The organism is Cronobacter condimenti 1330 (assembly GCF_001277255.1).
GTDB lineage: Bacteria > Pseudomonadota > Gammaproteobacteria > Enterobacterales > Enterobacteriaceae > Cronobacter > Cronobacter condimenti.
Genome location: NZ_CP012264.1, coordinates 3,797,193 through 3,821,414 on the forward strand (window position 1 = coordinate 3,797,193; position 24,222 = coordinate 3,821,414).

Consider the following 24,222-nt stretch of genomic DNA (forward strand, 5'->3'; position numbering starts at 1 on the left):
CTGAATCCAGTTAGAGGTATTATTTAACAGGTGAATACCTGTGGCGCTTATAGTAGCAGCGGAGTGTACCCTTATCGGCGCTTTAATAAAACTTTACACAGGCCATGAGGTTATCGGCAGGCGCGCCAGAAAACGCAGCGCGAATAAAAAACCCTCCGCACCGGGAGGGTTTTTAGATTAGCTGCGCTGGCGCACAGCTTCGAAAAGACAGATGCCGGTTGCCACCGACACGTTCAGCGAAGAGACGCTGCCTGCCATTGGAATGCTGATGAGTTCATCGCAATGCTCGCGCGTCAGACGGCGCATGCCTTCGCCTTCAGCGCCCATCACCAGCGCCAGCGGGCCGGTCATTTTGCTCTGATACAGCGTGTGATCTGCCTCGCCTGCCGTGCCGACGATCCAGACATTCTCTTCCTGAAGCTGACGCATGGTGCGCGCCAGGTTCGTCACGCGGATAAGCGGTACGCTTTCCGCCGCGCCGCAGGCAACCTTTTTCGCAGTCGCGTTGAGCTGCGCAGAGCGGTCTTTCGGCACAATCACCGCGTGAACGCCCGCTGCGTCAGCGCTGCGCAGGCAGGCGCCGAGGTTATGCGGATCGGTCACGCCGTCGAGGATCAGTAAAAACGGCTGATCGTGCGCCGCCAGCAGATCCGGCAGATCGTTTTCGCCGTACTGACGCCCCGGCTTCACACGCGCCACAATGCCCTGATGCACCGCGCCATCGGCTTTTTCATCCAGCCACTGGCGGTTTGCTACCTGCACTGGCACACCCTGCGCTTCGATAGCATGGATAAGCGGCAGCAGACGTTTGTCTTCACGTCCTTTCAGAATAAACACTTCCTGAAAGCGCTCAGGCGCGCGCTCCAGCAGGGCCTGCACCGCGTGGATGCCGTAAATCATTTCACTCATGAATGGTACTCGTTATGGGCGGCGACCCGCCCGGTGTTAAGCAATAGTATTAACGAGAGGCCTGCCGCGCAGGCCCCGTGATTAGTCTTCGCGCTTTTTCTTCGCTGCACGCTTCGCTTTGGTGGCGGCGGCGATTTTAAGGGTTTTCTCCGACGGTTTTTTACTGCTTTTCGCCGGTTTGTCGGTCTTCTCAGCGCGTGCAGCGCTTTCTTTCTTCACCTTTCCACGACCTTTCTCGTTACGGAAGGCGTCGTTGGGCTCGAAATTCTGGCGCTTGCCGACCTGACGACGGCTGCGGTTTTTGCCGCCGCCACCGCCTCTTTTCTCACGCTCGCGCGCGGTTTTGCCCACGTTGCGCGGCCCGCGCTCGCTGGAGATCAGCGAGAAGTCGATTTTGCGCTCGTCCATGTTCACCGCTTCGACTTTCACTTCAACGCGATCGCCCAGGCGATAGGTCTGCCCGCCGGATTCGCCGATAAGCCGCTGGCCGACCTGATCGAAACGGTAGTAGTCGTTATCAAGCGATGACACATGCACCAGGCCATCAATAAAGAGATCGGTCAGACGGACAAAGAAGCCAAAGCCGGTCACGCTGGAAATCACGCCGGAGAAAGTCTGTCCGACCTGATCCTGCATGAAATCGCATTTCAGCCAGTCCGCTACCTCACGGGTAGCTTCATCGGCACGGCGTTCAGTCATGGAGCAGTGCTGGCCCAGTTGCAGCATCTCTTCCATGGTGTAGTGCCAGCCGCCGCTCTCTGTGCTGTTGCCTTCGTGGCCTTCCTGCTTCGCCAGCAAATATTTGATGGCGCGGTGCAACAGGAGATCCGGGTAACGACGGATAGGCGAGGTAAAGTGCGCATAGGATTGCAGCGCCAGGCCAAAGTGTCCGCGGTTTTCCGGATCATAGATAGCCTGTTTCATCGAGCGCAGCAGCATCGTTTGCAGCATTTCGTGATCGGGACGATCGGCAATGGAATTGAGCAATTCAGCGTAATCACGCGGCTCCGGCTTGCTGCCGCCCGGCAGCTCCAGGCCCAGCTCCGCCAGCACGGAGCGGAACGAGGTGATCGCCTCATTGGTAGGGCGATCGTGAATACGGAACAGCGCAGGCTCTTTGTTTTTCTCCACAAAGCGCGCCGCCGAGATATTCGCAAGGATCATGCATTCTTCGATGAGCTTGTGCGCGTCGTTACGCTGGGTCTGTTCGATGCGATCGATACGGCGTTCGGCGTTGAAAATAAACTTCGCCTCTTCGCTCTCAAACGAGATCCCGCCACGCTCGGTACGTGCTTCTTCCAGCGCTTTATAAAGCAGGTGCAACTCTTCGAGATGTTTTACCAGCGGTTGGTACTGGCTCCGTAAATCTTCATCGCCCTGCAGAATATGCCAGACCTTGGTGTAGGTGAGACGGGCGTGCGAGCTCATGACCGCTTCATAGAATTTATAACCGGTCAGACGGCCTTTGGAGGAAATGGTCATTTCGCAGACCATACAAAGACGGTCAACCTGCGGGTTGAGCGAACACAGGCCGTTGGAAAGCACTTCCGGCAGCATCGGGACGACCTGCGACGGGAAGTAGACCGACGTGCCGCGTTTATGCGCTTCGTCATCCAGCGGCGTTGGCGGACGCACGTAGTAGCTGACATCAGCAATCGCGACCCACAGGCGCCAGCCGCCGCCGCGTTTTTTCTCACAGAAAACGGCGTCATCAAAGTCGCGGGCATCTTCGCCGTCAATGGTGACGAGCGGCAGGTCGCGCAAATCGACGCGGCCAACTTTCGCCTCTTCCGGCACTTCTTCTTTCAGATGCGCGATCTGTTCTTCGACGGCTTTCGGCCAGACGTAAGGGATTTCATGAGTGCGCAGCGCCATATCGACGGCCATGCCCGTCCCCATGTTGTCGCCCAGCACTTCAACAATTTTACCGATGGCTTTCGTGCGGCGGGTTGGGCGCTGGGTCAGTTCGACCACGACCACATAGCCCATGCGCGCGCCCATAATCTCTTCCGGTGGGATGAGAATATCAAAGCTCAGACGACTGTCGTCCGGCACGACAAACCCGACACCGGCATCCGTGAAATAACGTCCAACAATGTTGCTTTGCTTTGGTACCAGTACGCGAACAATGCGCGCTTCACGGCGGCCTTTACGGTCGGAGCCCAGCGGCTGCGCCAGCACAATATCGCCGTGAATGCAGGTTTTCATCTGTTCGGATGAGAGATAGAGATCGTCTTTGCGTCCTTCGACGCGTAAGAAGCCGTAACCGTCGCGGTGGCCGATCACGGTGCCTTTTTGCAGATCAAGGCGTTCCGGCAGCGCGTAACACTGGCGGCGGGTAAAGACTAACTGACCGTCGCGCTCCATCGCGCGCAGGCGGCGACGCAGCGCTTCCAGCTGCTCCTCGCCTTCAATACCGAGTTCAGACGCCAGTTCATCACGGTTAGCCGGTTTTTCACGTTTTGTTAAATGCTCGAGGATAAATTCCCGGCTCGGGATAGGGTTGGCGTACTTCTCAGCTTCTCGTTCCTGAAAAGGATCATGTGACATGGCGGTTCCTCCGTTGTCATCTGTGGCGCGAATGCGTCATTCCACCAGCAATAATTTGTAGAGCGGCTGGTTTTCCTGCACTAAATCGGCCAGCGTGTAGTTATCCAGTTCCTGAAGAAAGCGTCCTACCGCATCCCCAAGCACCTGTTTCAGGCGACATGCGGGAGTAATGTGACAGAACGCGCTACTACAGTTCACTATAGACAGGGGCTCCAGCTCGCGCACGACATCACCGATACGGATGGTCGCTGCTGGTTTGCCAAGGCGGATCCCGCCGTTTTTACCCCGCACTGCGGTAACGTAGCCCGCACGACTCAGTTGGTTGATAATTTTGACCATATGATTGCGCGAAACGCCATATACCTGAGTTACTTCAGAAATGCTGGTCATGCGGCCTTCCGGCAAGGACGCCATATAGATCAAAGCCCGTAGCCCGAAATCGGTAAAACTCGTTAACTGCACATCAACCTCAGAATATGGGAGGGGGAAAAACGCGGTTCGCCCACAGGGCGATGTGTTGATGATAAACCAGCCAGATGTCAGGCGGCTAATTTATTTGAAAAAGGCGGGTAAAAACCGGGAAAACAAAGGGCGCGATCGCCGCGCCCGTGGTCATTTTATGCGTCGAACGGATCGCGCAGGATCATGGTTTCGGTACGATCCGGACCGGTAGAGATGATGTCGATCGGCACGCCGGTGACTTCTTCAATACGTTTGATGTAGTTCAGCGCCGCCTGCGGCAGGCCGCTGCGTTCTTTCACGCCGAATGTGGATTCACTCCAGCCCGGCATGCTTTCATAAATCGGCTCAATACCTTCCCAGTCGTCTGCCGCCATCGGGGTGGTGGTGACTTCACGGCCATCCGGCATACGGTAAGCGACGCAGATTTTCACCTCTTCCAGACCGTCCAGCACATCAAGCTTGGTCAGACAGAAGCCAGAAAGGGAGTTGATCTGCACGGCACGGCGCACCGCAACCGCGTCCAGCCAACCGGTACGACGGCGACGGCCCGTGGTCGCGCCAAACTCGTTGCCTTTCTTGCACAGGAACTCGCCGATGTCGTCAAACAGTTCGGTCGGGAACGGGCCTGCGCCAACGCGGGTAGAGTATGCTTTGATGATGCCGAGCACGTAGTCCACATAACGCGGGCCAATGCCGGAACCGGTCGCTACGCCGCCTGCGGTGGTGTTGGAGGAGGTCACATACGGATAGGTACCGTGGTCGATATCCAGCAGGGTACCCTGTGCGCCTTCAAACATAATGAAGTCGCCGCGTTTACGCGCCTGATCAAGCAGATCGGAAACGTCCACCACCATGCTGGTCAGCACGTCGGCAATCGCCATTACGTCATCCAGCACTTTCTGGTAGTCAACCGCTTCCACTTTGTAGAAGTTCACCAGCTGGAAGTTATGGTATTCCATGACTTCTTTCAGCTTGTCAGCAAAAGTGGTTTTATCGAAGAGATCGCCAACGCGCAGACCGCGGCGGGCAACTTTATCTTCATAGGCCGGCCCGATGCCGCGACCGGTGGTGCCGATGGCTTTGGCACCGCGCGCTTTCTCACGCGCCACGTCGAGCGCGACGTGATAATCGAGGATAAGCGGGCAGGCTTCGGATAACAGCAGACGTTCGCGAACCGGGATACCGCGGTCTTCCAGTTCCTTCATCTCTTTCATCAGCGCCGCAGGCGACAGCACAACGCCGTTACCGATGATGCTGGTGACGTTATCGCGAAGAATACCTGAGGGGATAAGATGGAGGACGGTTTTTTCACCGTTGATTACGAGAGTATGGCCGGCGTTGTGACCACCCTGGTAGCGCACAACATATTTAGCCCGTTCAGTCAGAAGATCGACAATCTTCCCTTTACCTTCGTCACCCCATTGGGTGCCCAGTACGACGACGTTGTTACCCATTTTTCAAAATCACCGTTTGCTTAAAAAAGGATTCTAACACCAGCTTTCGTGATGTTCAGCACTTTTTGTATACAAATTTCGTCGATTTTGCCCGAATTTTATTCAGTTAATCGTTTTCCTCAACATGTAGTAGACAACTAACCCGGCAACCACAAGACCACCACCGAAACGGCGTAATAAGTTATCTGGCATTTGCGCGATCGAGACGATCATACGCCGCCACAGACGTGGAAAAAGCAGTGGGCCAAGCCCTTCAACCACTAGCACCAGCGCAAGCGCCAGCAAAACCGTTGTATTCATCGTGCGTAAACCTGGATAAAAAAAGAGCCGGTAATGACCGGCTCTTGATAAAGGTTATGGGTTAGCGTGCGCTATTGGCTGGCGATTTCATATACCGGAAGAAATCGCTGTCCGGGCTCAACACCATCACATCCTGATTGCTCTGGAAGCTGCTTTCGTACGCGCGCAGGCTACGAATGAAAGCGTAGAAGTCCGGATCCTGGTTGAACGCGTCAGCGAACAGTTTCGCCGCTTCGGCATCGCCTTCACCGCGCAGAATACGCGCCTGACGCTCCGCTTCTGCAAGCGTGCGGGTTACTTCGTAATCCGCTGCCGCGCGCAGTTTTTCAGCCTCTTCCTGACCCTGTGAACGGTGACGACGGGCAACCGCTTCACGCTCAGCGCGCATACGGTTGAAGATAGCCTCAGACACTTCCGCCGGCAGGTTGATCTGCTTGATTCGTACGTCAACCACTTCAATTCCGAGCGCCGCCATACTGTTCGGGTTGATCACCGGCACTTTGCCGTTGGTCTCTTCCGTCACACGTTTAGCCGCAGAGGCGATAGCGTCATCCGCCGCCGGCGTTTCGACTTCATCTTCCGTGCCCGCAGAACCGGAGTTCAGCGCCTCGCGCACTTCAGACGTCAGACGACCACGGGAGTCGGTAACGATATCTTTTACGTCGAGACGGCCGATTTCAGAACGCAGACGGTCAGAGAACTTACGTTTAAGCAGCACTTCAGCCTGAGAGACATCGCCACCGCCTGTCGCCAGGTAGTAACGGCTGAAATCGCTAATGCGCCATTTAATGTAAGAATCGACAATCAGGTCTTTCTTCTCTTTAGTGACGAAACGGTCCGCCTGGTTATCCATGGTCTGGATACGCGCGTCCAGCGTCTTCACTGACTCGATAAACGGCATTTTAAAGTGCAGGCCAGGCTCATACACTTTCGGCTTGTTATCGTTGTCGCGAACGACTTTGCTGAATTGCAGGATGATGCCGCGCTCACCCTCTCTCACCACAAAAATCGAGGTGTAAAGCACCACCAGCACGATGATGATTACCGCAATGACTGACTTACGCATCGTTATTCACTCCCTTCGCGCTGGTAATCGTTACGCTGCGCGTTGGCACGGCGCTGATCCATAATATCGCTACGGCCAGAGGACCCGCCGTTGCTCGCGCCGCTATTGCCGCTGCCGGAAGCTGGCGGCAGGCGCAGCAGCGGGTTGCCGCTATTGTTGTCACCGCTCGAGGCAGGTGCAGAGCCGCCTTTCAGCATTTGATCGAGTGGCAGAACCATTAGGTTGCCGCCTTTATCGTTGACCAGCACTTTACGGGTGTGGCTCAGGACTTTTTCCATCGTTTCGATATAGAGACGCTCGCGGGTGATTTCCGGCGCGGCTTTATATTCCGGCAGGATCTTCGCAAAGCGCGCCACTTCACCCTGCGCTTCCAGAACGGTCTGGGTTTTGTAAGCACGGGCTTCTTCGAGGATACGCTGTGCCTGGCCATTCGCACGCGGCTGGACTTCGTTGGTGTACGCTTCCGCTTCACGGATGTATTGCTGCTCGTTTTCACGGGCGGCAATCGCGTCGTCAAACGCCGCTTTCACCTCTTCCGGCGGACGCGCCGCCTGGAAGTTCACATCCAGCAGCGTAATGCCCATATTGTACGGACGAATGGTTTCTTCGAGTTCTCGTTGGGTATCGCTACGGATAACAGTACGGCCTTCGGTCAGAATGCGATCCATGGTGTATTTGCCGATAACACCGCGCAGGGCGCTGTCGGTGGCCTGACGCAGACTGTCGTCCGCGTTAGCGACGCTAAAGAGATAGCGACGTGGATCGGTTACGCGATACTGCACGTTCATTTCTACGCGTACGACGTTTTCGTCAGACGTCAGCATGATGCCAGAGGCTGCCAGTTCACGCACGGCTTCCACGTTGACCGGCACCACTTCATCAATAAACGTCGGTTTCCAGTTCAGGCCTGGCTCAACCAGATGGCTAAATTTGCCAAAGCGCGTCACAACGCCGCGCTCAGCCTCTTTGATGGTATAGAAGCCTGTGACAGCCCATAAAATGACTGCAGCCGCCGCGACGATGCCCACGACGCGACCACCGATATGACCGCGAGGCTCCTGCGAAGAACCGCCGCCTTTACCACCGCCAATTCCGCCCAGTTTTTTGCTGAGCTTACGGAAGATATCATCCAGATCAGGAGGCCCCTGCTCGCGACCGCCTTTATTTCCCCCAGAGTTGCCGCCAGGCTTGCTGCTTCCCCACGGGTCGCGGTCCTGTCCGTTATTACCGGGCTGATTCCACGCCATGTTTATGCTCCATATTTGTTATGCGGTGATATACCTTTCGTTCTTCAGGCAGCGTTATGCCGGGCGCTTTTTCCTCTATGGTTAAGTGAAAAAAGCACGACGACATAACGCCGCCTGAGTCCATCCGGGTACCCCCCAAAGGGGAATATTTTCAGGCTTCGGCCAGCCGGTTAGACCACATAGTCAACCAATGCCGGTTCCTGTTTACAGAGGCGACGCCAGTCGACAATCGGCATACGAACTTGCAGCCCGACGCAACCGTCCTCCTCCATCCACTCTTTTTCGATTGCCTGAAGCTGGTAAAACCGGCTCCGCAGACGCCCCGCTTCTGGCGGAAGCCGCAGCGCGCGCTGGACTATTTCACCGGAAAGGCGTTCTGTCAGGGCCTGGAAAAGCAGTGGTACGCCCGCCCCCGTTTGCGCGGAAAGCCACACGCGGATGGGCAAATTCTCATCGTTTCTGTCGATACGCGGTTCGAAATCTTCCAGCATGTCGACTTTGTTCATCACCAGCAGCGTCGAGATCTCGTGAGCGTCTATTTCTTCGAGCACGGTATTCACCGCCTCGATGTTCTCCGCCATTCGCACATCCGCCGCATCAATCACATGAAGCAGCAGCGCCGCCTGACGCGTTTCCTGCAGGGTGGCTTTAAACGCCGCTACCAGGTCATGCGGCAGGTGACGGATAAACCCAACGGTATCCGCCAGCACCGTTTCGCCAACATCCTGCACGTCAATACGACGCAGAGTCGGGTCGAGCGTGGCGAAGAGCTGATCCGCTGCATACACCTCAGCCGTAGTGATTTGGTTAAACAGGGTGGATTTGCCGGCGTTGGTGTAGCCCACCAGAGAGACGGTAGGAATATCGGCTTTGGTGCGCGACCGACGTCCCTGCTCTCGTTGCTTCTCGACGCGCTCCAGCCGCGAGAGGATCTGAGTAATACGGTTACGCAGTAATCGACGGTCGGTTTCAAGCTGAGTTTCACCCGGACCGCGCAGGCCGATACCGCCTTTTTGGCGTTCAAGGTGAGTCCAGCCGCGCACCAGTCGCGTAGCTAAATGGCGCAACTGCGCCAGCTCAACCTGCAGCTTCCCTTCATGGGTGCGTGCACGTTGGGCGAAAATATCCAGAATTAACCCGGTGCGGTCGATAACACGACACTCGCACAGGCGCTCAAGGTTACGTTCCTGAGCCGGGGTCAACGCATGATCAAAAAGGACAACAGATGCCCCAGTGGTTTTGACTGCATCAGCAATCTCAACGGCTTTACCTTCACCAACAAAATACTTTGGGTGCGGCGCTTTACGGCTACCGGTAATCACCTGTAATGCTTCGACACCGGCGGAAGAGACCAGGGATTCAAATTCCTGGAGGTCTTCCATATCTTTGTCTTGCGTAAAATAGATGTGTACCAGCACCGCCTGCTCACCGGCATCATAACGGTCAAACAAGCGTAAACCCTCTTAAAATACCAGCGGGGAACACAGACGAACTGGTCCCCCGACGTGGAGCAACAGCCCGGCCTTATTCGGCGTCTTCGCTATCCTGAGAGGTAGCGGAGGAGGACTGTGCATTGTTGCTGTGATGGTAGTTATTAGAGCCGCCACCCGCATTGTTGCTATGGTGAGAAACCGGACGAGACGGCACCACGGTCGAGATCGCGTGCTTGTACACCATCTGGCTGACCGTGTTTTTCAACAGGATCACGAACTGATCGAAAGACTCAATCTGACCTTGCAGCTTAATACCATTCACCAAATAAATAGAAACTGGAACACGTTCCCGACGCAAAGCGTTGAGGAACGGATCTTGCAAAGATTGCCCCTTAGCCATTCTATCTTTTCCTTATATGCTTGTTGTTTATACTCTTGAACCCTTGGGCTCTGAAAAACTGCGTAAAAATCCGCGCACGATACGATTCAATTGTACACATTCATTGTTGCTTCGCACCAATAACCTGTAACACATCGCTGTACGCTTGCTCAGGCGCCTCACTGTCGAGCCAGTGCACACCTTCCCAACCGCGCAGCCAGGTCATCTGGCGCTTCGCTAACTGTCTCGTGGCGCAAATACCTCGATAAACCATTTCGTCGTATGAGATTTCACCCGCCAGATAAGACCACATCTGGCGATATCCCACGCAACGAACGGAAGGCATGTCCGTATGCAAATCTCCACGGGCAAATAGCGCCCGAACTTCTGCCTCAAAACCTGAAGCTAACATCTGGTGAAAACGCTGCTCAATGCGCTGATGGAGCAGTTCACGGCTCGCCGGGGCGATGGCGAACTGATGCACCTGATAGGGCAGAGCTTCTCCTGACGTTTGCGTCAGTTCCGTTAAAGTTTTACCCGAAATGAAAAAAACTTCCAGTGCCCGGGAAAGCCTTTGCGGATCGTTAGGATGGATTCGTTGCGCCGCGACAGGATCTATCTCCTGAAGCTTGCGATGCAGCGCGTCCCACCCCTGCTCTGCCGCTTGTCGTTCAATCTCTGCTCTGACGGCAGGATCGGCCGATGGAAGCGGTGACAGTCCTTCCAGCAGCGCCTTGAAGTAAAGCATGGTACCACCCACCAGCAGCGGTATGCGCCCGGCGGCAACAATGTCCGCCATCTCTTTTAGCGCATCGCGGCGGAAATCCGCCGCCGAGTAAGCCTGCGCTGGATCGATAATATCCAGTAAGCGGTGCGGTGCCTGCGACAATTCGTGCGCGTCAGGCTTCGCAGTGCCGATATCCATGCCTTTATAGATCAGCGCCGAATCCACGCTGATCAACTCCACCGGCAGCGTCTGGCGCAGGCGAATGGCCAGTGCCGTTTTGCCGGATGCTGTTGGCCCCATCAGAAAAATAGCCTTCGGAAGGCTAGTATTGCTTACGTCATTCATGTGTCAGGGCATTCATCGCCGGTTGTAAATCGATAAGTTGCAATAAACCCTCTGGCGGCGACTTCACCATCTGCGGACACAGCCTTTCGAGCTCCGTGAGCGTCGCGATGGCTTGCGCGACACTCCACGGCTGCGCGATAACCAGATGGCGGGCAAGCCATCCGGCAACAGCGGCATCGTCAGCGTTTGTTTGCTGCGCCAGGTAGCCTATCAGTTCAGGAATCAAGATTTGTAAATTTTGTTGGCGTAAGGGTAAAGGCACTGCACGAATCGTCACATGTTGCGCATCGAGCATGATTTCAATGCCTAAGCGCTGAAGCTGTGGGTGTGCGCGCGTCACAATGCCTCGCTCGTCGCCGGAAATTTTCAGACGAACCGGAATCAACAGGGGTTGCGCGCAAGGCGCCTCGTCACGCGGTAGCAGTTGCGCCTGTTTGAGGCAACGCTCCGCCACGCTCAACGACAGCAACATCAGCTTGCCGTCACGTTCAAGCAGCGCCACATTTTCTGACACCAGCGTCAGCACGCGGCCAAAACTGTATGAATGGCCATCAAGCGCAGGTGCGGGCGGTGGCGACGCTTTACGCGCCGGTGGTTCAGGCGGTGGCGTTACGGCGGGCGTTTCCAACAGTTGCCGGTAAAGCGCGCCCTGTTCTTTCTCGTAGCCCGGTGTCGCGTGCGGCCAGCCGCCCTGACTGGCGCTGCTGCGCCCACTGCCGTGTGATGATGCACCCGCGGTGGCGTTAAAGCGCGGTGTGTCATTTTCGCGTGCGACGGAACGTTCACGCGGCGCGGGGTCGGCAAAGTGGTTTTTGCCCGCCGCCACGCGGTTTTCGGGCTGCCAGCGCGGGGCGTCTTCACGCGGTTCATCCAACGCCAGGGGGTTCGCCGCCTGCTGCTGGAGTACGCTCACCACGCCCTGGTAGATGAAATCATGCACCAGTCGCGACTGATGAAAACGTACTTCATGCTTGGCGGGATGGACGTTGACATCCACCTGGTGCGGGTCAATTTCCAGATAAAGCACATACGCGGGTTGCTGATCGATACCGAGCTTATCTTCGCAGGCCTGACGGATTGCGTGATTAATTAACCGGTCACGCATCATTCGGCCATTCACATAGCAATACTGAATTTCAGCTAATGCCGCCGTAGTACCTTTCGGCTCCGCGACCCAGCCGCGCAGCGCCAGATCGCCATGCTGCCACTCAATCGCCAGCGCCTGCTCCAGGAACGCCGGGCCGCAAATCGAGCCAAGACGACGTTCGCGCGGCGTACTGCCCTGGACTGCGCGGTACTGGCGCATCATTTTGCCGTTGTGACTGAGGTTAATGGTCACGTCAAAGCGCGCCAGCGCAATGCGGCGGACCACTTCATCGATATGCGTGAATTCGGTTTTCTCGGTGCGCATAAATTTGCGCCGCGCTGGGGTGTTGTAAAACAGATCCAGCACTTCAAGCGTGGTGCCGACCGGGTGCGCCGCGGGTTTGATAGTCACGTCCATATCGCGGCCTTCGGCATAAGCCTGCCACGCCTCTTGTTGCTCGGCCGTGCGGGATGTCAGCGTTAAACGGGATACGGAACTGATACTGGCCAGCGCCTCTCCGCGAAAGCCGAGGCTAATGATAGCTTCCAGATCGTCCAGCGAGGCGATTTTGCTGGTGGCGTGACGGGCCAGCGCCAGGGCCAGCTCCTCTTTTTTGATACCGCCGCCATTATCGCGAATGCGGATAAGCTTCGCGCCGCCGCGTTCGATATCTATATCAATGCGCGAGGCGCCGGCGTCGAGGCTGTTTTCCACCAGCTCTTTGACGACCGACGCAGGACGTTCCACCACCTCACCGGCGGCGATCTGGTTCGCAAGCTGCGGCGGCAGAACCTGAATCGGCATGAACTCTCCTTACTGAATCACAGTGACCTGGCTTGAAGCGTTGTCAGCGGAGCGGGCGGTCTGCCCCGTTCCGCTGTCACCCTTTGGCGCGGCCTGGAGCGGATGCGCAATAAAGTAATTGCGCAGCCCCTGATAAATCGCGTTGGCAATTTGCTGCTGGTAGTCATCGCTTGCGAGCAAACGCTCTTCGCCGGTATTGCTGATAAAGCCGGTTTCCACCAGCACAGACGGAATATCCGGTGAGCGCAGCACGCCAAGACTTGCGTGTTCGGGACGGCGTTTATGCAGCGAACCGACCCGTTGCAACTGCCCCAGCATACTGGTCGCGACATCATACCCGACGCGCTGCGAATGGCCGAACTGCAAATCCAGCACGGCCTGGCTCAGATACGGATCCGCCTGACTGTTGGCCAGAACGTCGCCCGCGCCGCCCAACAGTTCCGACTGTTTCTCGTGCTGTTCCAGCCAGCTCGCCATTTCGCTGTTGGCGCGGCGGTTGGAGAGCACCCAGACAGACGCGCCGGTGGCGTCGCGGTTGGGCGCGGCATCGGCGTGGATAGAGACCAGAAGGTTCGCGTTCTGCTGGCGCGCGACGTCTGAACGGCCCATGACCGAGATAAAATAGTCGCCATCGCGAGTCAGCACGCCTTTAAACATCGGATCATCGTTCAACAGCGTACGCAGCTTACGGGCAATGGCGATCGTGACATTTTTCTCACGCACGCCACCGGGGCCGATAGCACCAGGATCCTGCCCGCCGTGTCCGGCATCGATCGCCACAATCACACGGTCAGATGCGGCGCGGCTAACGCTGCGCCCCGGTCTTGTGACGGTATTGCTGCCCACAACGCTGGTAACGCGATCGTTATCCGAGCGAAACGGGTTGCGCGCAGGCTCCGATGGGCGCACCGGGGCGGCGGCAGGCTCACGCTGCGCCACAACAGGCGGCGGTGGTGGTGGTGGCGGTGGCTCGTCAGCGTCAATGGTAAAGACGACATTATAACCCGCGCCTTTTTGCTGCTTCACCGCACGGGCCTTGCCGTCTTTCGTTAAATCGACCACCAGACGGAGGGATTGATTGTCTTTAGGCTCACCAGCGCGAATACTCTTTACCAGGTTTTCACCGCTGAACATCAGCGGCAGCCCCTGAATCACGCCGGTTTGTTTAATATCCAGCGCGACGCTGCGCTTACCCTGCTGCGAGTATGCGTATTCGGGATCGCCCATAAAACTCAGCGTGATCCGCGCCTGGCCGTCGCCATTGGAAACCTGTATGTCAGAGAGCGTCGCGCCGAACGCAGGCGCGCATATCGCCAGCAGAAGCGCGGTGACCCAGTATTTCATGCGTGTGATCATTGCGTCGTCCTTGCGTTCAGGCGAGGTGCGCCAGCAGCGCGTCGCCGGCGGCGGAGACCGCTTTCACCTGCGCTTCACGCCCCTGATCCCGCCATGACAAATGGATTTCGATATCCGGCGGCGGCAATACACCCGCCCCCTGCTGCGGCCACTCCACCAGACAAATCGCGTCATCGGTGAAGTAATCGCGGATACCCATAAACTCAAGCTCTTCCGGATCGGCCAGACGATAGAGATCGAAGTGGTAGACCATTCTGTTTTCAAGCGTATAGGGCTCTACCAGCGTATAGGTTGGGCTTTTTACATTCCCTTGATGACCGCACGCCTGCAGGAACCCCCGACTGAACGTGGTTTTTCCCGCGCCCAAATCACCGTACAGATGGATAACCGTCGCGCCGGTACAGGCGCGCGCGAGGCGTGCGCCAAGATCAAGGGTGGCCTGCTCTTCGGGTAAAGGTATAACGCGATTCATCATGATTCTGGTCTGTCTATATCCGGATTAACAAAACGATAGAGCGTGGAAAACAGATCGGTGGCTAACATGCCGCGAGTGCCGTAGCGCGCCGCGAGCGCATCGGCCGCTGCGCCATGGGCTACACAGCCCGCGCAGGCTGCATCATAAGGATCAAGCCGCTGCGCCAGCAACGCGCCGATAATGCCAGAAAGCACATCGCCCATGCCGCCGCTGCCCATGCCAGGATTGCCCGCATCAATGATGCTGCATTCATCATGGCCGCCTGCCACCACTGTTCCCGCCCCCTTCAGCACGACACAGCCGCCGTAGCGCTGTGCCAGTTCTCTGGCGCTAAGTAAGCGGTCACTCTCAATTTCCGCCACGCGGCGGTTCAGCAACCGCGCGGCTTCGCCGGGATGCGGCGTAAGAATGCGATTGTGACGTTTATCAGGCGCGATTGCCAGAAGGTTCAACGCGTCCGCATCCCAGAGCATCGGTTTGTCGCAGCCACGCACTTTTTCAAGTGCCGTTTTGCCCCACTCCTGTTGCCCCAGTCCCGGCCCGATGACGACCACATCAGCCCACGTCAGACTTTCATCCAGCGTATCGCTGGTTAGCTCATGAACCATCAACTCGGGTCGCGCGGTGATAAGCGGCGCAATGTTTTCCACGCGAGTAAGTACTCGCACCAGCCCTGCGCCTGCGCGCAATGCCGCCTCACCGGTCATACGGATAGCGCCTGCGGTACCGTGATCGCCGCCGATAATGACCAGCTTGCCATTATCTCCCTTATGAGAACCGGGACGGCGCGGTTTAAGCCAGTGGGAAAGCAGCGTCTCGTCGAGACGCGCATACGGTGCCGTCTGTCCGGCAAGCCACGCCTCCAGCCCCAGCGCGTGATAGTGCAACTGTCCAACCACATCGCGCGCACGGCCCGTCAGTAGCCCCGGTTTGAGCGCAATAAACGTCACCGTGTGCGCCGCGTCAATGACCGCACCCGGCGCACCACCGGTTTGCGCCAGCAAGCCGGACGGAATATCAAGCGCGATAACCGGCGCCGGATGCCGGTTGGTCTGTTCTATCAGGTCGGCCACGGCTTCACGTGGCGCCTGGGTTAAGCCGGTGCCCAGCAACGCGTCAATAATCAGGTCGCAGGTTTCTGGCAACGGCGTGTGCGGGGCATGGATCTCACCACCCGCGTCAAGCCAGGCTTCACGCGCGGCCTGCGCCTCTTCCGGCAGCGGCTTATCGCTCTCCAGCGCCAGCAGCGTTACGTCGATACCCGCCGCCTGCGCCAGGCGTGCCACGACATAGCCGTCCCCACCGTTATTACCATGGCCGCAGAGCACCAGCCAGCGCTGGCGGTTCGGATATGCTGCCCGCGCCACCTGAAACGCCGCGTCACCGGCACGCTGCATCAGTTCAAAGAGCGTCAGCCCGAAGCTGTCCGCCGCCGCCTTTTCCGCATTGCGCAGCCAGTCCGCAGGCCATACGGAGTGTGGTATACTGGCGCCGTTTTTGTTCATCCCGTGGTCCGTCATGTCTGAACCCCTCGATCTCAATCAGTTAGCGCAAAAAATTAAACAATGGGGTGCCGAGCTGGGTTTTCAGCAGGTTGGTATTACCGATACCGATCTCAGCGCCAGCGAAGGCGCGCTACAGGCGTGGCTGGATAAACAGTATCACGGCGAAATGGAGTGGATGGCGCGTCACGGCATGCTCCGCGCGCGCCCGCATGAACTGCTGCCCGGCACGCTGCGCGTCATCAGCGTGCGAATGAACTACCTGCCCGCCAACGCTGCGTTTGCCAGTACCCTTAAAGATCCCTCGCTCGGTTATGTGAGCCGCTACGCCCTTGGGCGCGATTACCATAAGCTTTTGAGAAACCGTCTAAAAAAACTCGGCGAAACGCTGCAACAGCATTGCGCGTCGCTGAATTTTAGACCCTTTGTTGACTCTGCGCCCCTTCTTGAACGTCCGCTTGCAGAAAAAGCCGGGCTCGGCTGGACCGGTAAACATTCTCTCATCCTCAGCCGCGATGCCGGCTCGTTTTTCTTTCTCGGCGAACTGCTGGTTGATCTGCCATTGCCGGTGGATAAGCCCGTGGAAGAAGGCTGTGGGCGCTGCGTTGCCTGCATGACTATCTGTCCGACCGGTGCGATTGTCGAACCGTACACGGTCGATGCGCGCCGCTGCATCTCCTATCTCACTATTGAGCTGGAAGGCGCTATCCCTGAAGAATTCCGCCCGCTGATGGGTAACCGCATTTACGGCTGCGACGACTGTCAGTTGATCTGCCCATGGAATCGTTTTTCTCAACTGACCGACGAGACGGATTTTAGTCCACGTCAGGCGTTGCACGCACCGAAGCTCATTGAGCTGTTCGCCTGGAGCGAAGCGCATTTTTTAAAAGTGACAGAAGGTTCGGCGATTCGGCGCATTGGCCATCTGCGCTGGCTGCGTAATATTGCGGTCGCGCTCGGTAATGCGCCCTGGGATGAGGCGAACCTTACGGCGCTTCAACAGCGCAAAGGTGAGCAACCACTTCTTGATGAACATATTGACTGGGCGATTGCGCAACAAATAGACAAGCGTAATGCCTGTGTGGTGGAAGTGCAGTTGCCGCAGAAACAACGACTGGTAAGGGTGATTGAGAAAGGGCTGCCGCGCGACGCCTAGACGCGTTTCGCTGTGAATAAAATTAAAAAAGTCTTGTCATTCAACGGGCCAATTTCACTTAAAGGCTCAAAAATAACATTTGGTAATAAATTATTTTTCTTTTTTATCAATTAGTTAAATAAAAGATGTGACTAAAGTTATCATTTTCTTTGCCAGGATAACTTTTTACAAACTGTGGATAAGTCTGTTCAGAAAGTTTCAGGATAAACGTGAAAAACCAGCCGCAGCGCGTCTTGTCGCTGTGGATAATTTGTACAATCGAGGAGATTTGGAGCGGGAAACGAGACTCGAACTCGCGACCCCGACCTTGGCAAGGTCGTGCTCTACCAACTGAGCTATTCCCGCTTGGGTGGTGTTGCCTTTCGGCATTTCAAATTTGGAGCGGGAAACGAGACTCGAACTCGCGACCCCGACCTTGGCAAGGTCGTGCTCTACCAACTGAGCTATTCCCGCTTAATCTTCGTCTTTCTGGTTGCTACTACGTTAGCTGCCTTCACTCACCTTAGTCACTTACTTAAGTAAGCTCCCAAGTATTCGTTCAGTTGCTGCCTTGTTGCAACTCGAAATTCTTTGATTGGGTGGTGCTGCCTTTCGGCGATTTCAAATTTTGGAGCGGGAAACGAGACTCGAACTCGCGACCCCGACCTTGGCAAGGTCGTGCTCTACCAACTGAGCTATTCCCGCTCTGCGTAATTCACATTTCTGTGTCGTTACGGGAGGCGCATTATACGAGAAATGATTTCTACCGCAACCCCTTAAACGCTTTTTTTCGTGATTTTTATCTGACTGCTTTTTTATTCGACAAAGTGAGTACATTATCAGCAAAAGAGGGGCTTAGCCCCTCTTCACCATCACAATTTAATAAAATGTTCGCGGTAATACGCAAGCTCCGCCACGGATTCGCGGATATCATCCAGCGCCTGATGCGTATTCTGTTTCTTCAGGCCGTCGAGCACTTCCGGCTTCCAGCGGCGCGCCAGTTCTTTCAGCGTGCTCACGTCCAGATAACGGTAGTGGAAGTACGCCTCCAGCTCCGGCATGTACTTAAACAGGAAGCGGCGGTCCTGGCCGATGCTGTTGCCGCAGATTGGCGATTTACCCGCCGGGACCCATTCTTTAAGAAATTCAATCGTCGCCCGCTCCGCCTCATGTTCGCCCATCGTGCTCGCTTTAACGCGATCCACCAGACCGCTGGCGGTGTGGGTGCGCACGTTCCAGTCATCCATCAGCGCCAGTTGCTCGTCAGACTGATGCACAGCGATAACCGGTCCTTCCGCCAGAATATTCAGATCGGCGTCGGTCACCAGGGTGGCGATTTCAATGATGCGATCCTGACGCGGATCGAGCCCGGTCATCTCCAGATCGATCCAAATGAGGTTGTTTTCATTGGCACTCATGCTATTTTCCATCCGTTATCGCGTCACACTGGGGTGACAGGCAGTTAATTCATTTACAATAGCTGATATCATAGAGGTTTTGCCCACCAGGGGCGACCAGGAGCCATTAAGATTGAGCAAAAATAAACTCTCCAAAGGTCAGCAGCGCCGCGTGTCAGCGAACCATCAGCGCCGGCTCAAACAGACTACGGAGAAAGCCGATCCCGACGACTCACAATTTGGTGAGCCCCGCGACGGCCGCGTTATCAGTCGTTTTGGTCAGCATGCCGACGTCGAATCGTCTGACGGCGGGGTGTACCGCTGTAACATTCGCCGCACCATCCGTTCGCTGGTCACCGGCGATCGCGTCGTCTGGCGTCCGGCGAAAGAGAATGTGCAGGGCAAAGGCATTGTCGATGCGGTCCACGAGCGCACCTCAGTCCTGACGCGCCCGGATTTCTACGACGGCGTGAAGCCTATCGCCGCGAATATCGATCAGATAATCATCGTCTCGGCCATCCTGCCGGAGCTGTCGCTGAACATCATCGACCGTTATCTGGTGGCCTGCGAAACGCTGGACGTTGAACCGCTACTGGTCCTCAACAAAACCGATCTGCTGGATGAAGAAGGCCTCGCCTTCGTCAACGAGCAGATGGATATCTATCGCCGCATCGGCTATCGCGTCCTGCTGGTGTCCAGCTACAAAGACGAAGGGCTGAAGGAGCTGGAGCAGGCGCTTATCGATCGCACGAGTATTTTCGCCGGACAGTCGGGCGTGGGTAAATCGAGCCTGCTGAATAACCTGCTGGGCCTGAAAGATAATCAGATTCTGGTTAACGACGTTTCCGACAACTCCGGGCTTGGCCAGCACACCACTACCGCCTCGCGCCTGTACCACTTCCCTGGCGGCGGCGAAGTCATCGATTCGCCAGGCGTGCGCGAGTTCGGCCTGTGGCACCTTGAGCCGGAGCAGATAACCCACGGCTTTATCGAGTTCCACGACTATCTGGGCCTGTGCAAATTCCGCGATTGCAAGCACGGCAATGACCCTGGCTGTGCCATCCGCGAAGCCGTGGAGCGCGGCGAGATTGCTGAAAGCCGCTTCGACAATTACCACCGGATTCTGGAAAGCATGGCGCAGGTAAAAACGCGTAAAAACTTTTCTGAAAGTGACGACTGACAATTAAGCTTGGCGTCGTTAGAATCAGCCCCTTTTTCTGACAGGCCCGGCGTCCAGCCGGGTCAGGAACGTTGAAACACTGGCCTGGAGGCTACCTTGTTAAACGAAATCAAACTTTCGCTGCAATATATTCTGCCTAAACAGTGGCTCACTCGCCTTGCTGGCTGGGGCGCAAGCAAGCGCGCAGGCTGGCTGACTAAGCTTGTCATCGACCTGTTCGTGAAATATTACAAGGTCAACATGAGCGAGGCGCAAAAACCTGATACCGCCAGCTATCGCACCTTCAACGAATTTTTCGTCCGCCCACTGCGCGATGAAGTCCGCCCACTGAACACCGATCCGAATGTTCTCGTTATGCCTGCCGACGGCGTGATAAGCCAGCTTGGGCGCATCGAAGGCGATAAAATCCTGCAGGCGAAAGGCCACAACTACACCCTGGAAGCGCTGCTTGCCGGTAACTACCTGATGGCCGACCTGTTCCGTAACGGCAGCTTCGCCACCACGTATCTGTCACCGCGCGACTACCACCGCGTGCACATGCCATGTAATGGCATCCTGCGCGAGATGATTTACGTACCGGGCGATCTCTTCTCGGTAAACCACCTGACGGCGCAAAACGTGCCGAACCTGTTTGCGCGCAACGAACGTGTGATCTGCCTGTTCGATACCGAATTTGGCCCGATGGCGCAGATTCTGGTAGGAGCCACCATTGTCGGTAGCATCGAAACCGTCTGGGCTGGCACTATCACCCCGCCGCGCGAAGGCATCATCAAGCGCTGGACCTATCCGGCTGGGGAAAGCGACGGCGCAATTGCGCTGCTGAAAGGCCAGGAAATGGGCCGCTTCAAGCTGGGCTCGACGGTGATTAACCTCTTCGCGCCGGGCCAGGTGGATCTGGTTGAGCACCTGCAAAGCCTTTCCGTAACACGCCTTGGCGAACCGCTGGCAGTCGCCGCCGACGCCGTGGCCGCTGACGTCGCACCTGCTGTCATTTCGCGAGAAGAAGTGGATGCCGAACGTGAAGCCAATCCTCTGGTAGACAACGACCCGGACCGTTAATACAAAGGTAAAATGACGTGCGCCTGATCCTTTACGTGCTGCTGGCCTTGAGCCTGAGCTTTGGCGCGAACGCCGCAACAGCGCCTGATGAAAAACAGATAGCGCAGGAGCTGGAGCAAGCCAAAGCGGCTAAAAACCAGCCCGATCAGGCGCAAGTGATAGAAGCCCTGCAGTCCGCGCAAAACGCGCTTGAGGAACGCAAAGCGTCCCTTGAGCGCGCCAGGCAATATCAGCAGGTTATCGATAATTTTCCCAAGCTGTCGCAGTCGCTTCGCCAGCAACTGAATAACCTGCGCGATGAGCCGCGTCGGGTACCTACCGGACTCACCACCGATGCGCTCAATCAGGAGATCCTCCAGGTCAGCAGTCAGCTATTGGAGAAAAGCCGCGAAGCGCAGCAAGAGCAAGACCGCGCTCGCGAAATTGCCGACTCCTTAAGCCAGCTTCCGCAACAGCAAACCGACGCCCGCCGTCAGCTTAATGAGATGGAACGCCGCTCTGGCGCGCCTTCCGGCTCGACATCGCTTGGCGCCGCGCAACTTCTTAGCCAGCAGGCAGAATCCGCCCAGCTCAAAGCACGTGTTGACGAGCTGGAACTTGCGCAGCTTTCTGCCAGCAATCGTCAGGAGCTGGCGCGTCTGCGCGCAGAACTCGCGCAAAAGCAGAGCGAACAGCTCGACGCCTATCTGCAGGCGCTGCGTAATCAGCTTAATAGCCAGCGCCAGCAAGAGGCCGAACGCGCGCTGGAAAGCACCGAATTACTGGCCGAGAACAGTGAAAACTTGCCGCCTGCTATCGTTGAACAATTCAACGTCAACCGCGAACTGTCGCGCGCGCTGAACCAGCAGGCGCAGCGCATGGATTTGGTCGCCTCACAGCAGCGACAGGCCACCAGCCAGACCATGCAGGTGCGTCAGGCGCTGACGACCCTGCGCGAGCAGTCGCAGTGGCTTGGTGTGTCCAATGTGCTTGGCGAGGCGCTGCGGGCGCAAGTTTCACGCCTGCCAGAAATGCCGAAGCTCCAACAACTCGATACCGAAATGGCTCAGCTTCGCGTACATCGCCTGCGCTATGAAGATCAGCTCAACAAACAGCCGCAGCTACGCCAGCTTCGCCAGACGAATGGCAAACCGCTAACAGCGGAACAGAACCGCATTCTGGAGGCGCAACTGCGTACCCAGCGCGAACTGCTTAATTCGCTGCTGCAGGGCGGCGACACGTTAATTCTTGAACTTACCAAGCTGAAAGTCGCCAACAGCCAGCTTGAAGATGCGCTGAAAGAAGTCAACGAGGCGACGCACCGCTATCTATTCTGGACCTCGGATGTCAGCCCGCTCAGCATCAGCTGGCCGGTAGATATCGTGCAGGATTTACGCCGTCTTATCTCGCTTGACTCCTTCGGCCAGCTCGGTAAAGCCGCGGTGATGATGGTGACCAGCAAAGAGACACTGCTCCCGCTTTTCGCCGCGCTGTTGCTGGTAGGCTTTAGTATCAGCTCGCGCCGCCATTTTACGGCATTTCTGGAGCGTTCCAGCGCGCGGGTCGGTAAAGTCACGCAGGATCACTTCTGGCTCACGCTGCGCACGGTGTTCTGGTCGATTCTGGTCGCCTCGCCGCTGCCGGTACTGTGGGCGACGCTCGGTTATGGCCTTCGCGAAGCCTGGCCCTACCCTATCGCGGTAGCGGTCGGCGACGGCGTGACTGCCACGGTGCCATTGCTGTGGGTAGTAATGATTTCTGCGGCGTTTGCGCGCCCGAATGGCCTGTTTACGACGCACTTCGGCTGGCCACGCAACCGCGTCGCCCGCGCGATGCGCTATTACCTGATGAGCATCGGTTTTATCGTGCCGCTTATCATGGCGCTGATTACCTTTGATAATCTCAACGACCGCGAATTTTCAGGCTCCCTGGGGCGGCTTTGCTTCGTGCTTATCTGCGGCGCGCTGGCGATAGTCACCCTGAGCCTGAAACGCGCGGGCATCCCACTCTATCTGGATAATGAAGGCAACGGTGACAACTGGGTCAACCGGCTTCTCTGGAACATCATGATATGCGCGCCGCTGATGGCTATCCTTGCGGCTGCCGTGGGTTATCTCGCCACAGCCCAGGCTCTGCTGGCGCGTCTGGAAACCTCTGTCGCCATCTGGTTCCTGTTGCTGGTGATTTATTACATCATTCGCCGCTGGATGCTGATTCAACGCCGTCGTCTGGCCTTCGATCGCGCCCGTTCACGCCGCGCGGAGATCCTTGCCCAACGCGCCCGTGGTGAAGAAGACTCGCACCATGCGCACAGCACCGAAGGCAGTGTCGAGGTCGATGTCGCTGAACTCGATCTGGATGCGATAAGCGCACAGTCGCTGCGTCTGGTGCGCTCTATTCTTACGCTTATCGCACTGCTTTCCGTCATTGTGTTGTGGTCGGAAATTCACTCGGCGTTTGGTTTCCTTGAGAATATTTCGCTGTGGGATGTCACCTCAACCGCGCAGGGTGTGGAGAGCATTGAGCCGATTACGCTTGGCGCGGTGCTGATCGCAATTCTGGTATTTATCGTGACCACACAGCTGGTGCGCAATCTCCCCGCGCTACTGGAGCTGGTGGTATTGCAGCACCTTGAGTTAACGCCGGGCACCGGCTATGCCATCACCACTATCACCAAATACTTGCTGATGCTGATTGGCGGCCTGGTGGGCTTCTCCATGATCGGTATCGAATGGTCGAAACTGCAATGGCTGGTCGCAGCGCTCGGCGTCGGGCTCGGTTTTGGTTTACAGGAGATTTTCGCCAACTTTATTTCCGGCCTGATTATTCTTTTTGAGAAGCCGATCCGCATCGGCGACACCGTGACCATCCGCGATTTAACCGGCAGCGTGACGCGTATTAATACTCGCGCGACGACGATCAGTGACTGGGACCGCAAAGAGATCATCGTGCCGAATAAAGCGTTTATCACCGAACAGTTCATTAACTGGTCGCTTTCCGATTCGGTCACCCGCGTGGTGTTGACGGTGCCTGCGCCGTCGGATGCGAACAGTGAAGAAGTGACACAGCTCCTCTATCGCGCCGCACAGAAATGTACGTATGTGATTGATAACCCGCCGCCGGAAGTGTTCCTGGTGGATTTGCAGCAAGGCATTCAGCTCTTTGAGTTACGCATCCACGCCGCCGAAATGGGCCACCGGATGCCGCTGCGACACGAAATCCATCAGCTCATTTTGCAGGGTTTCCGCGAACACGGTATCGAAATGCCATTCCCGCCTTTCCAGATGCGCCTGGAGAGCCTCGACGGGAAACGCACCGCGCGGACATTGACCTCCGCTGGCCGCACTAACCGTGCGCCCGGTAGTATGTAGCTAAA

The 24,222-nt window shown here is 56.7% G+C and carries 18 protein-coding genes, 3 tRNA genes and 1 pseudogene; 4 read left to right on the forward strand and 18 right to left on the reverse strand.

Going from position 1 to position 24,222, the window contains the following annotated elements:
- Positions 1 to 177: 177 nt before the first annotated feature.
- The 14 genes and pseudogenes from rlmB to nnr form a co-directional block, all read right to left on the reverse strand.
- Positions 178 to 909, reverse strand: coding sequence for a 23S rRNA (guanosine(2251)-2'-O)-methyltransferase RlmB (rlmB, locus tag AFK62_RS17415; RefSeq protein WP_007678827.1), 732 nt, complete (start codon positions 907 to 909; stop codon positions 178 to 180).
- An 81-nt stretch (positions 910 to 990) separates the two neighbouring features.
- Positions 991 to 3,459: a ribonuclease R gene (rnr, locus tag AFK62_RS17420; protein WP_007678830.1), complete on the reverse strand. Its 2,469-nt coding sequence runs from the start codon at positions 3,457 to 3,459 to the stop codon at positions 991 to 993.
- A 36-nt stretch (positions 3,460 to 3,495) separates the two neighbouring features.
- Positions 3,496 to 3,921, reverse strand: coding sequence for a nitric oxide-sensing transcriptional repressor NsrR (gene nsrR, locus AFK62_RS17425; RefSeq protein WP_032984791.1), 426 nt, complete (start codon positions 3,919 to 3,921; stop codon positions 3,496 to 3,498).
- A 155-nt stretch (positions 3,922 to 4,076) separates the two neighbouring features.
- Positions 4,077 to 5,375: an adenylosuccinate synthase gene (locus AFK62_RS17430; RefSeq protein ID WP_007678833.1), complete on the reverse strand. Its 1,299-nt coding sequence runs from the start codon at positions 5,373 to 5,375 to the stop codon at positions 4,077 to 4,079.
- Positions 5,376 to 5,477: 102 nt separating this feature from the next.
- Positions 5,478 to 5,675, reverse strand: a complete 198-nt coding sequence (locus tag AFK62_RS17435; protein WP_007678835.1) for a DUF2065 domain-containing protein — start codon at positions 5,673 to 5,675, stop codon at positions 5,478 to 5,480.
- 61 nt (positions 5,676 to 5,736) lie between these two features.
- Positions 5,737 to 6,741 carry a protease modulator HflC gene (hflC, locus tag AFK62_RS17440; RefSeq protein WP_007678838.1) on the reverse strand — a complete coding sequence of 335 codons (1,005 nt, stop codon included), beginning with the start codon at positions 6,739 to 6,741 and terminating at the stop codon, positions 5,737 to 5,739.
- Between the two features lie 2 nt (positions 6,742 to 6,743).
- The gene (hflK, locus tag AFK62_RS17445; protein WP_007678840.1) at positions 6,744 to 7,988 is read right to left on the reverse strand and encodes an FtsH protease activity modulator HflK; all 1,245 of its coding nucleotides are present in this window, start codon (positions 7,986 to 7,988) and stop codon (positions 6,744 to 6,746) included.
- Positions 7,989 to 8,158: 170 nt separating this feature from the next.
- On the reverse strand, positions 8,159 to 9,439 hold the full coding sequence (gene hflX, locus AFK62_RS17450) for a ribosome rescue GTPase HflX (RefSeq protein WP_007678845.1): 1,281 nt from the start codon (positions 9,437 to 9,439) through the stop codon (positions 8,159 to 8,161).
- A 73-nt stretch (positions 9,440 to 9,512) separates the two neighbouring features.
- Entirely contained in the window at positions 9,513 to 9,821 is a 309-nt protein-coding gene (hfq, locus tag AFK62_RS17455; protein WP_007678846.1) for an RNA chaperone Hfq, read from the reverse strand.
- Positions 9,822 to 9,921: 100 nt separating this feature from the next.
- Positions 9,922 to 10,872: a tRNA (adenosine(37)-N6)-dimethylallyltransferase MiaA gene (miaA, locus tag AFK62_RS17460; RefSeq protein WP_053532057.1), complete on the reverse strand. Its 951-nt coding sequence runs from the start codon at positions 10,870 to 10,872 to the stop codon at positions 9,922 to 9,924.
- A complete protein-coding gene (gene mutL, locus AFK62_RS17465) occupies positions 10,865 to 12,763 on the reverse strand; it encodes a DNA mismatch repair endonuclease MutL (protein WP_007678848.1) in 1,899 nt (632 codons plus the stop codon). Before mutL ends, miaA begins: the two co-directional genes overlap by 8 nt.
- Positions 12,764 to 12,772: 9 nt before the next feature.
- Positions 12,773 to 14,119 (reverse strand): N-acetylmuramoyl-L-alanine amidase AmiB, encoded by a 1,347-nt coding sequence (gene amiB, locus AFK62_RS17470; protein ID WP_007678849.1) that lies wholly within the window; start codon positions 14,117 to 14,119, stop codon positions 12,773 to 12,775.
- Between the two features lie 16 nt (positions 14,120 to 14,135).
- The gene (gene tsaE / locus AFK62_RS17475; protein WP_032984792.1) at positions 14,136 to 14,594 is read right to left on the reverse strand and encodes a tRNA (adenosine(37)-N6)-threonylcarbamoyltransferase complex ATPase subunit type 1 TsaE; all 459 of its coding nucleotides are present in this window, start codon (positions 14,592 to 14,594) and stop codon (positions 14,136 to 14,138) included.
- Positions 14,548 to 16,114: pseudogene (gene nnr, locus AFK62_RS17480) on the reverse strand (bifunctional ADP-dependent NAD(P)H-hydrate dehydratase/NAD(P)H-hydrate epimerase). The gene tsaE and the pseudogene nnr overlap by 47 nt, the downstream one beginning before the upstream one ends.
- Here nnr and queG point away from each other — a divergent pair.
- Complete coding sequence (gene queG, locus AFK62_RS17485) at positions 16,113 to 17,252, forward strand: tRNA epoxyqueuosine(34) reductase QueG (RefSeq protein WP_007678852.1); 1,140 nt, start codon at positions 16,113 to 16,115, stop codon at positions 17,250 to 17,252. The pseudogene nnr and the gene queG sit on opposite strands and share 2 nt — an antisense overlap.
- A gap of 269 nt (positions 17,253 to 17,521) precedes the next feature.
- On the opposite strand, the gene AFK62_RS17490 is transcribed toward queG, so the two are convergent.
- The 4 genes from AFK62_RS17490 to orn form a co-directional block, all read right to left on the reverse strand.
- Positions 17,522 to 17,597, reverse strand: a tRNA-Gly gene (locus tag AFK62_RS17490).
- A 32-nt stretch (positions 17,598 to 17,629) separates the two neighbouring features.
- A tRNA-Gly gene (locus AFK62_RS17495) sits at positions 17,630 to 17,705 on the reverse strand.
- A 155-nt stretch (positions 17,706 to 17,860) separates the two neighbouring features.
- Positions 17,861 to 17,936 (reverse strand) — tRNA-Gly (locus AFK62_RS17500).
- A gap of 167 nt (positions 17,937 to 18,103) precedes the next feature.
- Positions 18,104 to 18,649: an oligoribonuclease gene (orn, locus tag AFK62_RS17505; protein ID WP_007678853.1), complete on the reverse strand. Its 546-nt coding sequence runs from the start codon at positions 18,647 to 18,649 to the stop codon at positions 18,104 to 18,106.
- Positions 18,650 to 18,761: 112 nt separating this feature from the next.
- Between orn and rsgA the strand changes: the two genes are divergently transcribed.
- The 3 genes from rsgA (at position 18,762) to mscM (ending at position 24,217) form a co-directional block, all read left to right on the forward strand.
- On the forward strand, positions 18,762 to 19,808 hold the full coding sequence (rsgA, locus tag AFK62_RS17510; RefSeq protein WP_007678854.1) for a small ribosomal subunit biogenesis GTPase RsgA: 1,047 nt from the start codon (positions 18,762 to 18,764) through the stop codon (positions 19,806 to 19,808).
- Between the two features lie 96 nt (positions 19,809 to 19,904).
- Positions 19,905 to 20,867 carry an archaetidylserine decarboxylase gene (gene asd, locus AFK62_RS17515; protein ID WP_007678855.1) on the forward strand — a complete coding sequence of 321 codons (963 nt, stop codon included), beginning with the start codon at positions 19,905 to 19,907 and terminating at the stop codon, positions 20,865 to 20,867.
- Positions 20,868 to 20,884: 17 nt separating this feature from the next.
- Positions 20,885 to 24,217 (forward strand): miniconductance mechanosensitive channel MscM, encoded by a 3,333-nt coding sequence (gene mscM / locus AFK62_RS17520; protein ID WP_053532058.1) that lies wholly within the window; start codon positions 20,885 to 20,887, stop codon positions 24,215 to 24,217.
- Positions 24,218 to 24,222 lie beyond the last annotated feature (5 nt).

Excerpts from the sequence above, each read along its gene's own strand:
- rlmB (WP_007678827.1), bottom strand. The coding sequence starts at position 909 with ATGAGTGAAATGATTTACGGCATCCACGCGGTGCAGGCCCTGCTGGAG.
- rnr (WP_007678830.1), bottom strand. The coding sequence starts at position 3,459 with ATGTCACATGATCCTTTTCAGGAACGAGAAGCTGAGAAGTACGCCAAC.
- AFK62_RS17430 (WP_007678833.1), bottom strand. The coding sequence starts at position 5,375 with ATGGGTAACAACGTCGTCGTACTGGGCACCCAATGGGGTGACGAAGGT.
- AFK62_RS17435 (WP_007678835.1), bottom strand. The coding sequence starts at position 5,675 with ATGAATACAACGGTTTTGCTGGCGCTTGCGCTGGTGCTAGTGGTTGAA.
- hflC (WP_007678838.1), bottom strand. The coding sequence starts at position 6,741 with ATGCGTAAGTCAGTCATTGCGGTAATCATCATCGTGCTGGTGGTGCTT.
- hflK (WP_007678840.1), bottom strand. The coding sequence starts at position 7,988 with ATGGCGTGGAATCAGCCCGGTAATAACGGACAGGACCGCGACCCGTGG.
- hfq (WP_007678846.1), bottom strand. The coding sequence starts at position 9,821 with ATGGCTAAGGGGCAATCTTTGCAAGATCCGTTCCTCAACGCTTTGCGT.
- miaA (WP_053532057.1), bottom strand. The coding sequence starts at position 10,872 with ATGAATGACGTAAGCAATACTAGCCTTCCGAAGGCTATTTTTCTGATG.
- mutL (WP_007678848.1), bottom strand. The coding sequence starts at position 12,763 with ATGCCGATTCAGGTTCTGCCGCCGCAGCTTGCGAACCAGATCGCCGCC.
- amiB (WP_007678849.1), bottom strand. The coding sequence starts at position 14,119 with ATGATCACACGCATGAAATACTGGGTCACCGCGCTTCTGCTGGCGATA.
- tsaE (WP_032984792.1), bottom strand. The coding sequence starts at position 14,594 with ATGATGAATCGCGTTATACCTTTACCCGAAGAGCAGGCCACCCTTGAT.
- queG (WP_007678852.1), top strand. The coding sequence starts at position 16,113 with ATGTCTGAACCCCTCGATCTCAATCAGTTAGCGCAAAAAATTAAACAA.
- orn (WP_007678853.1), bottom strand. The coding sequence starts at position 18,649 with ATGAGTGCCAATGAAAACAACCTCATTTGGATCGATCTGGAGATGACC.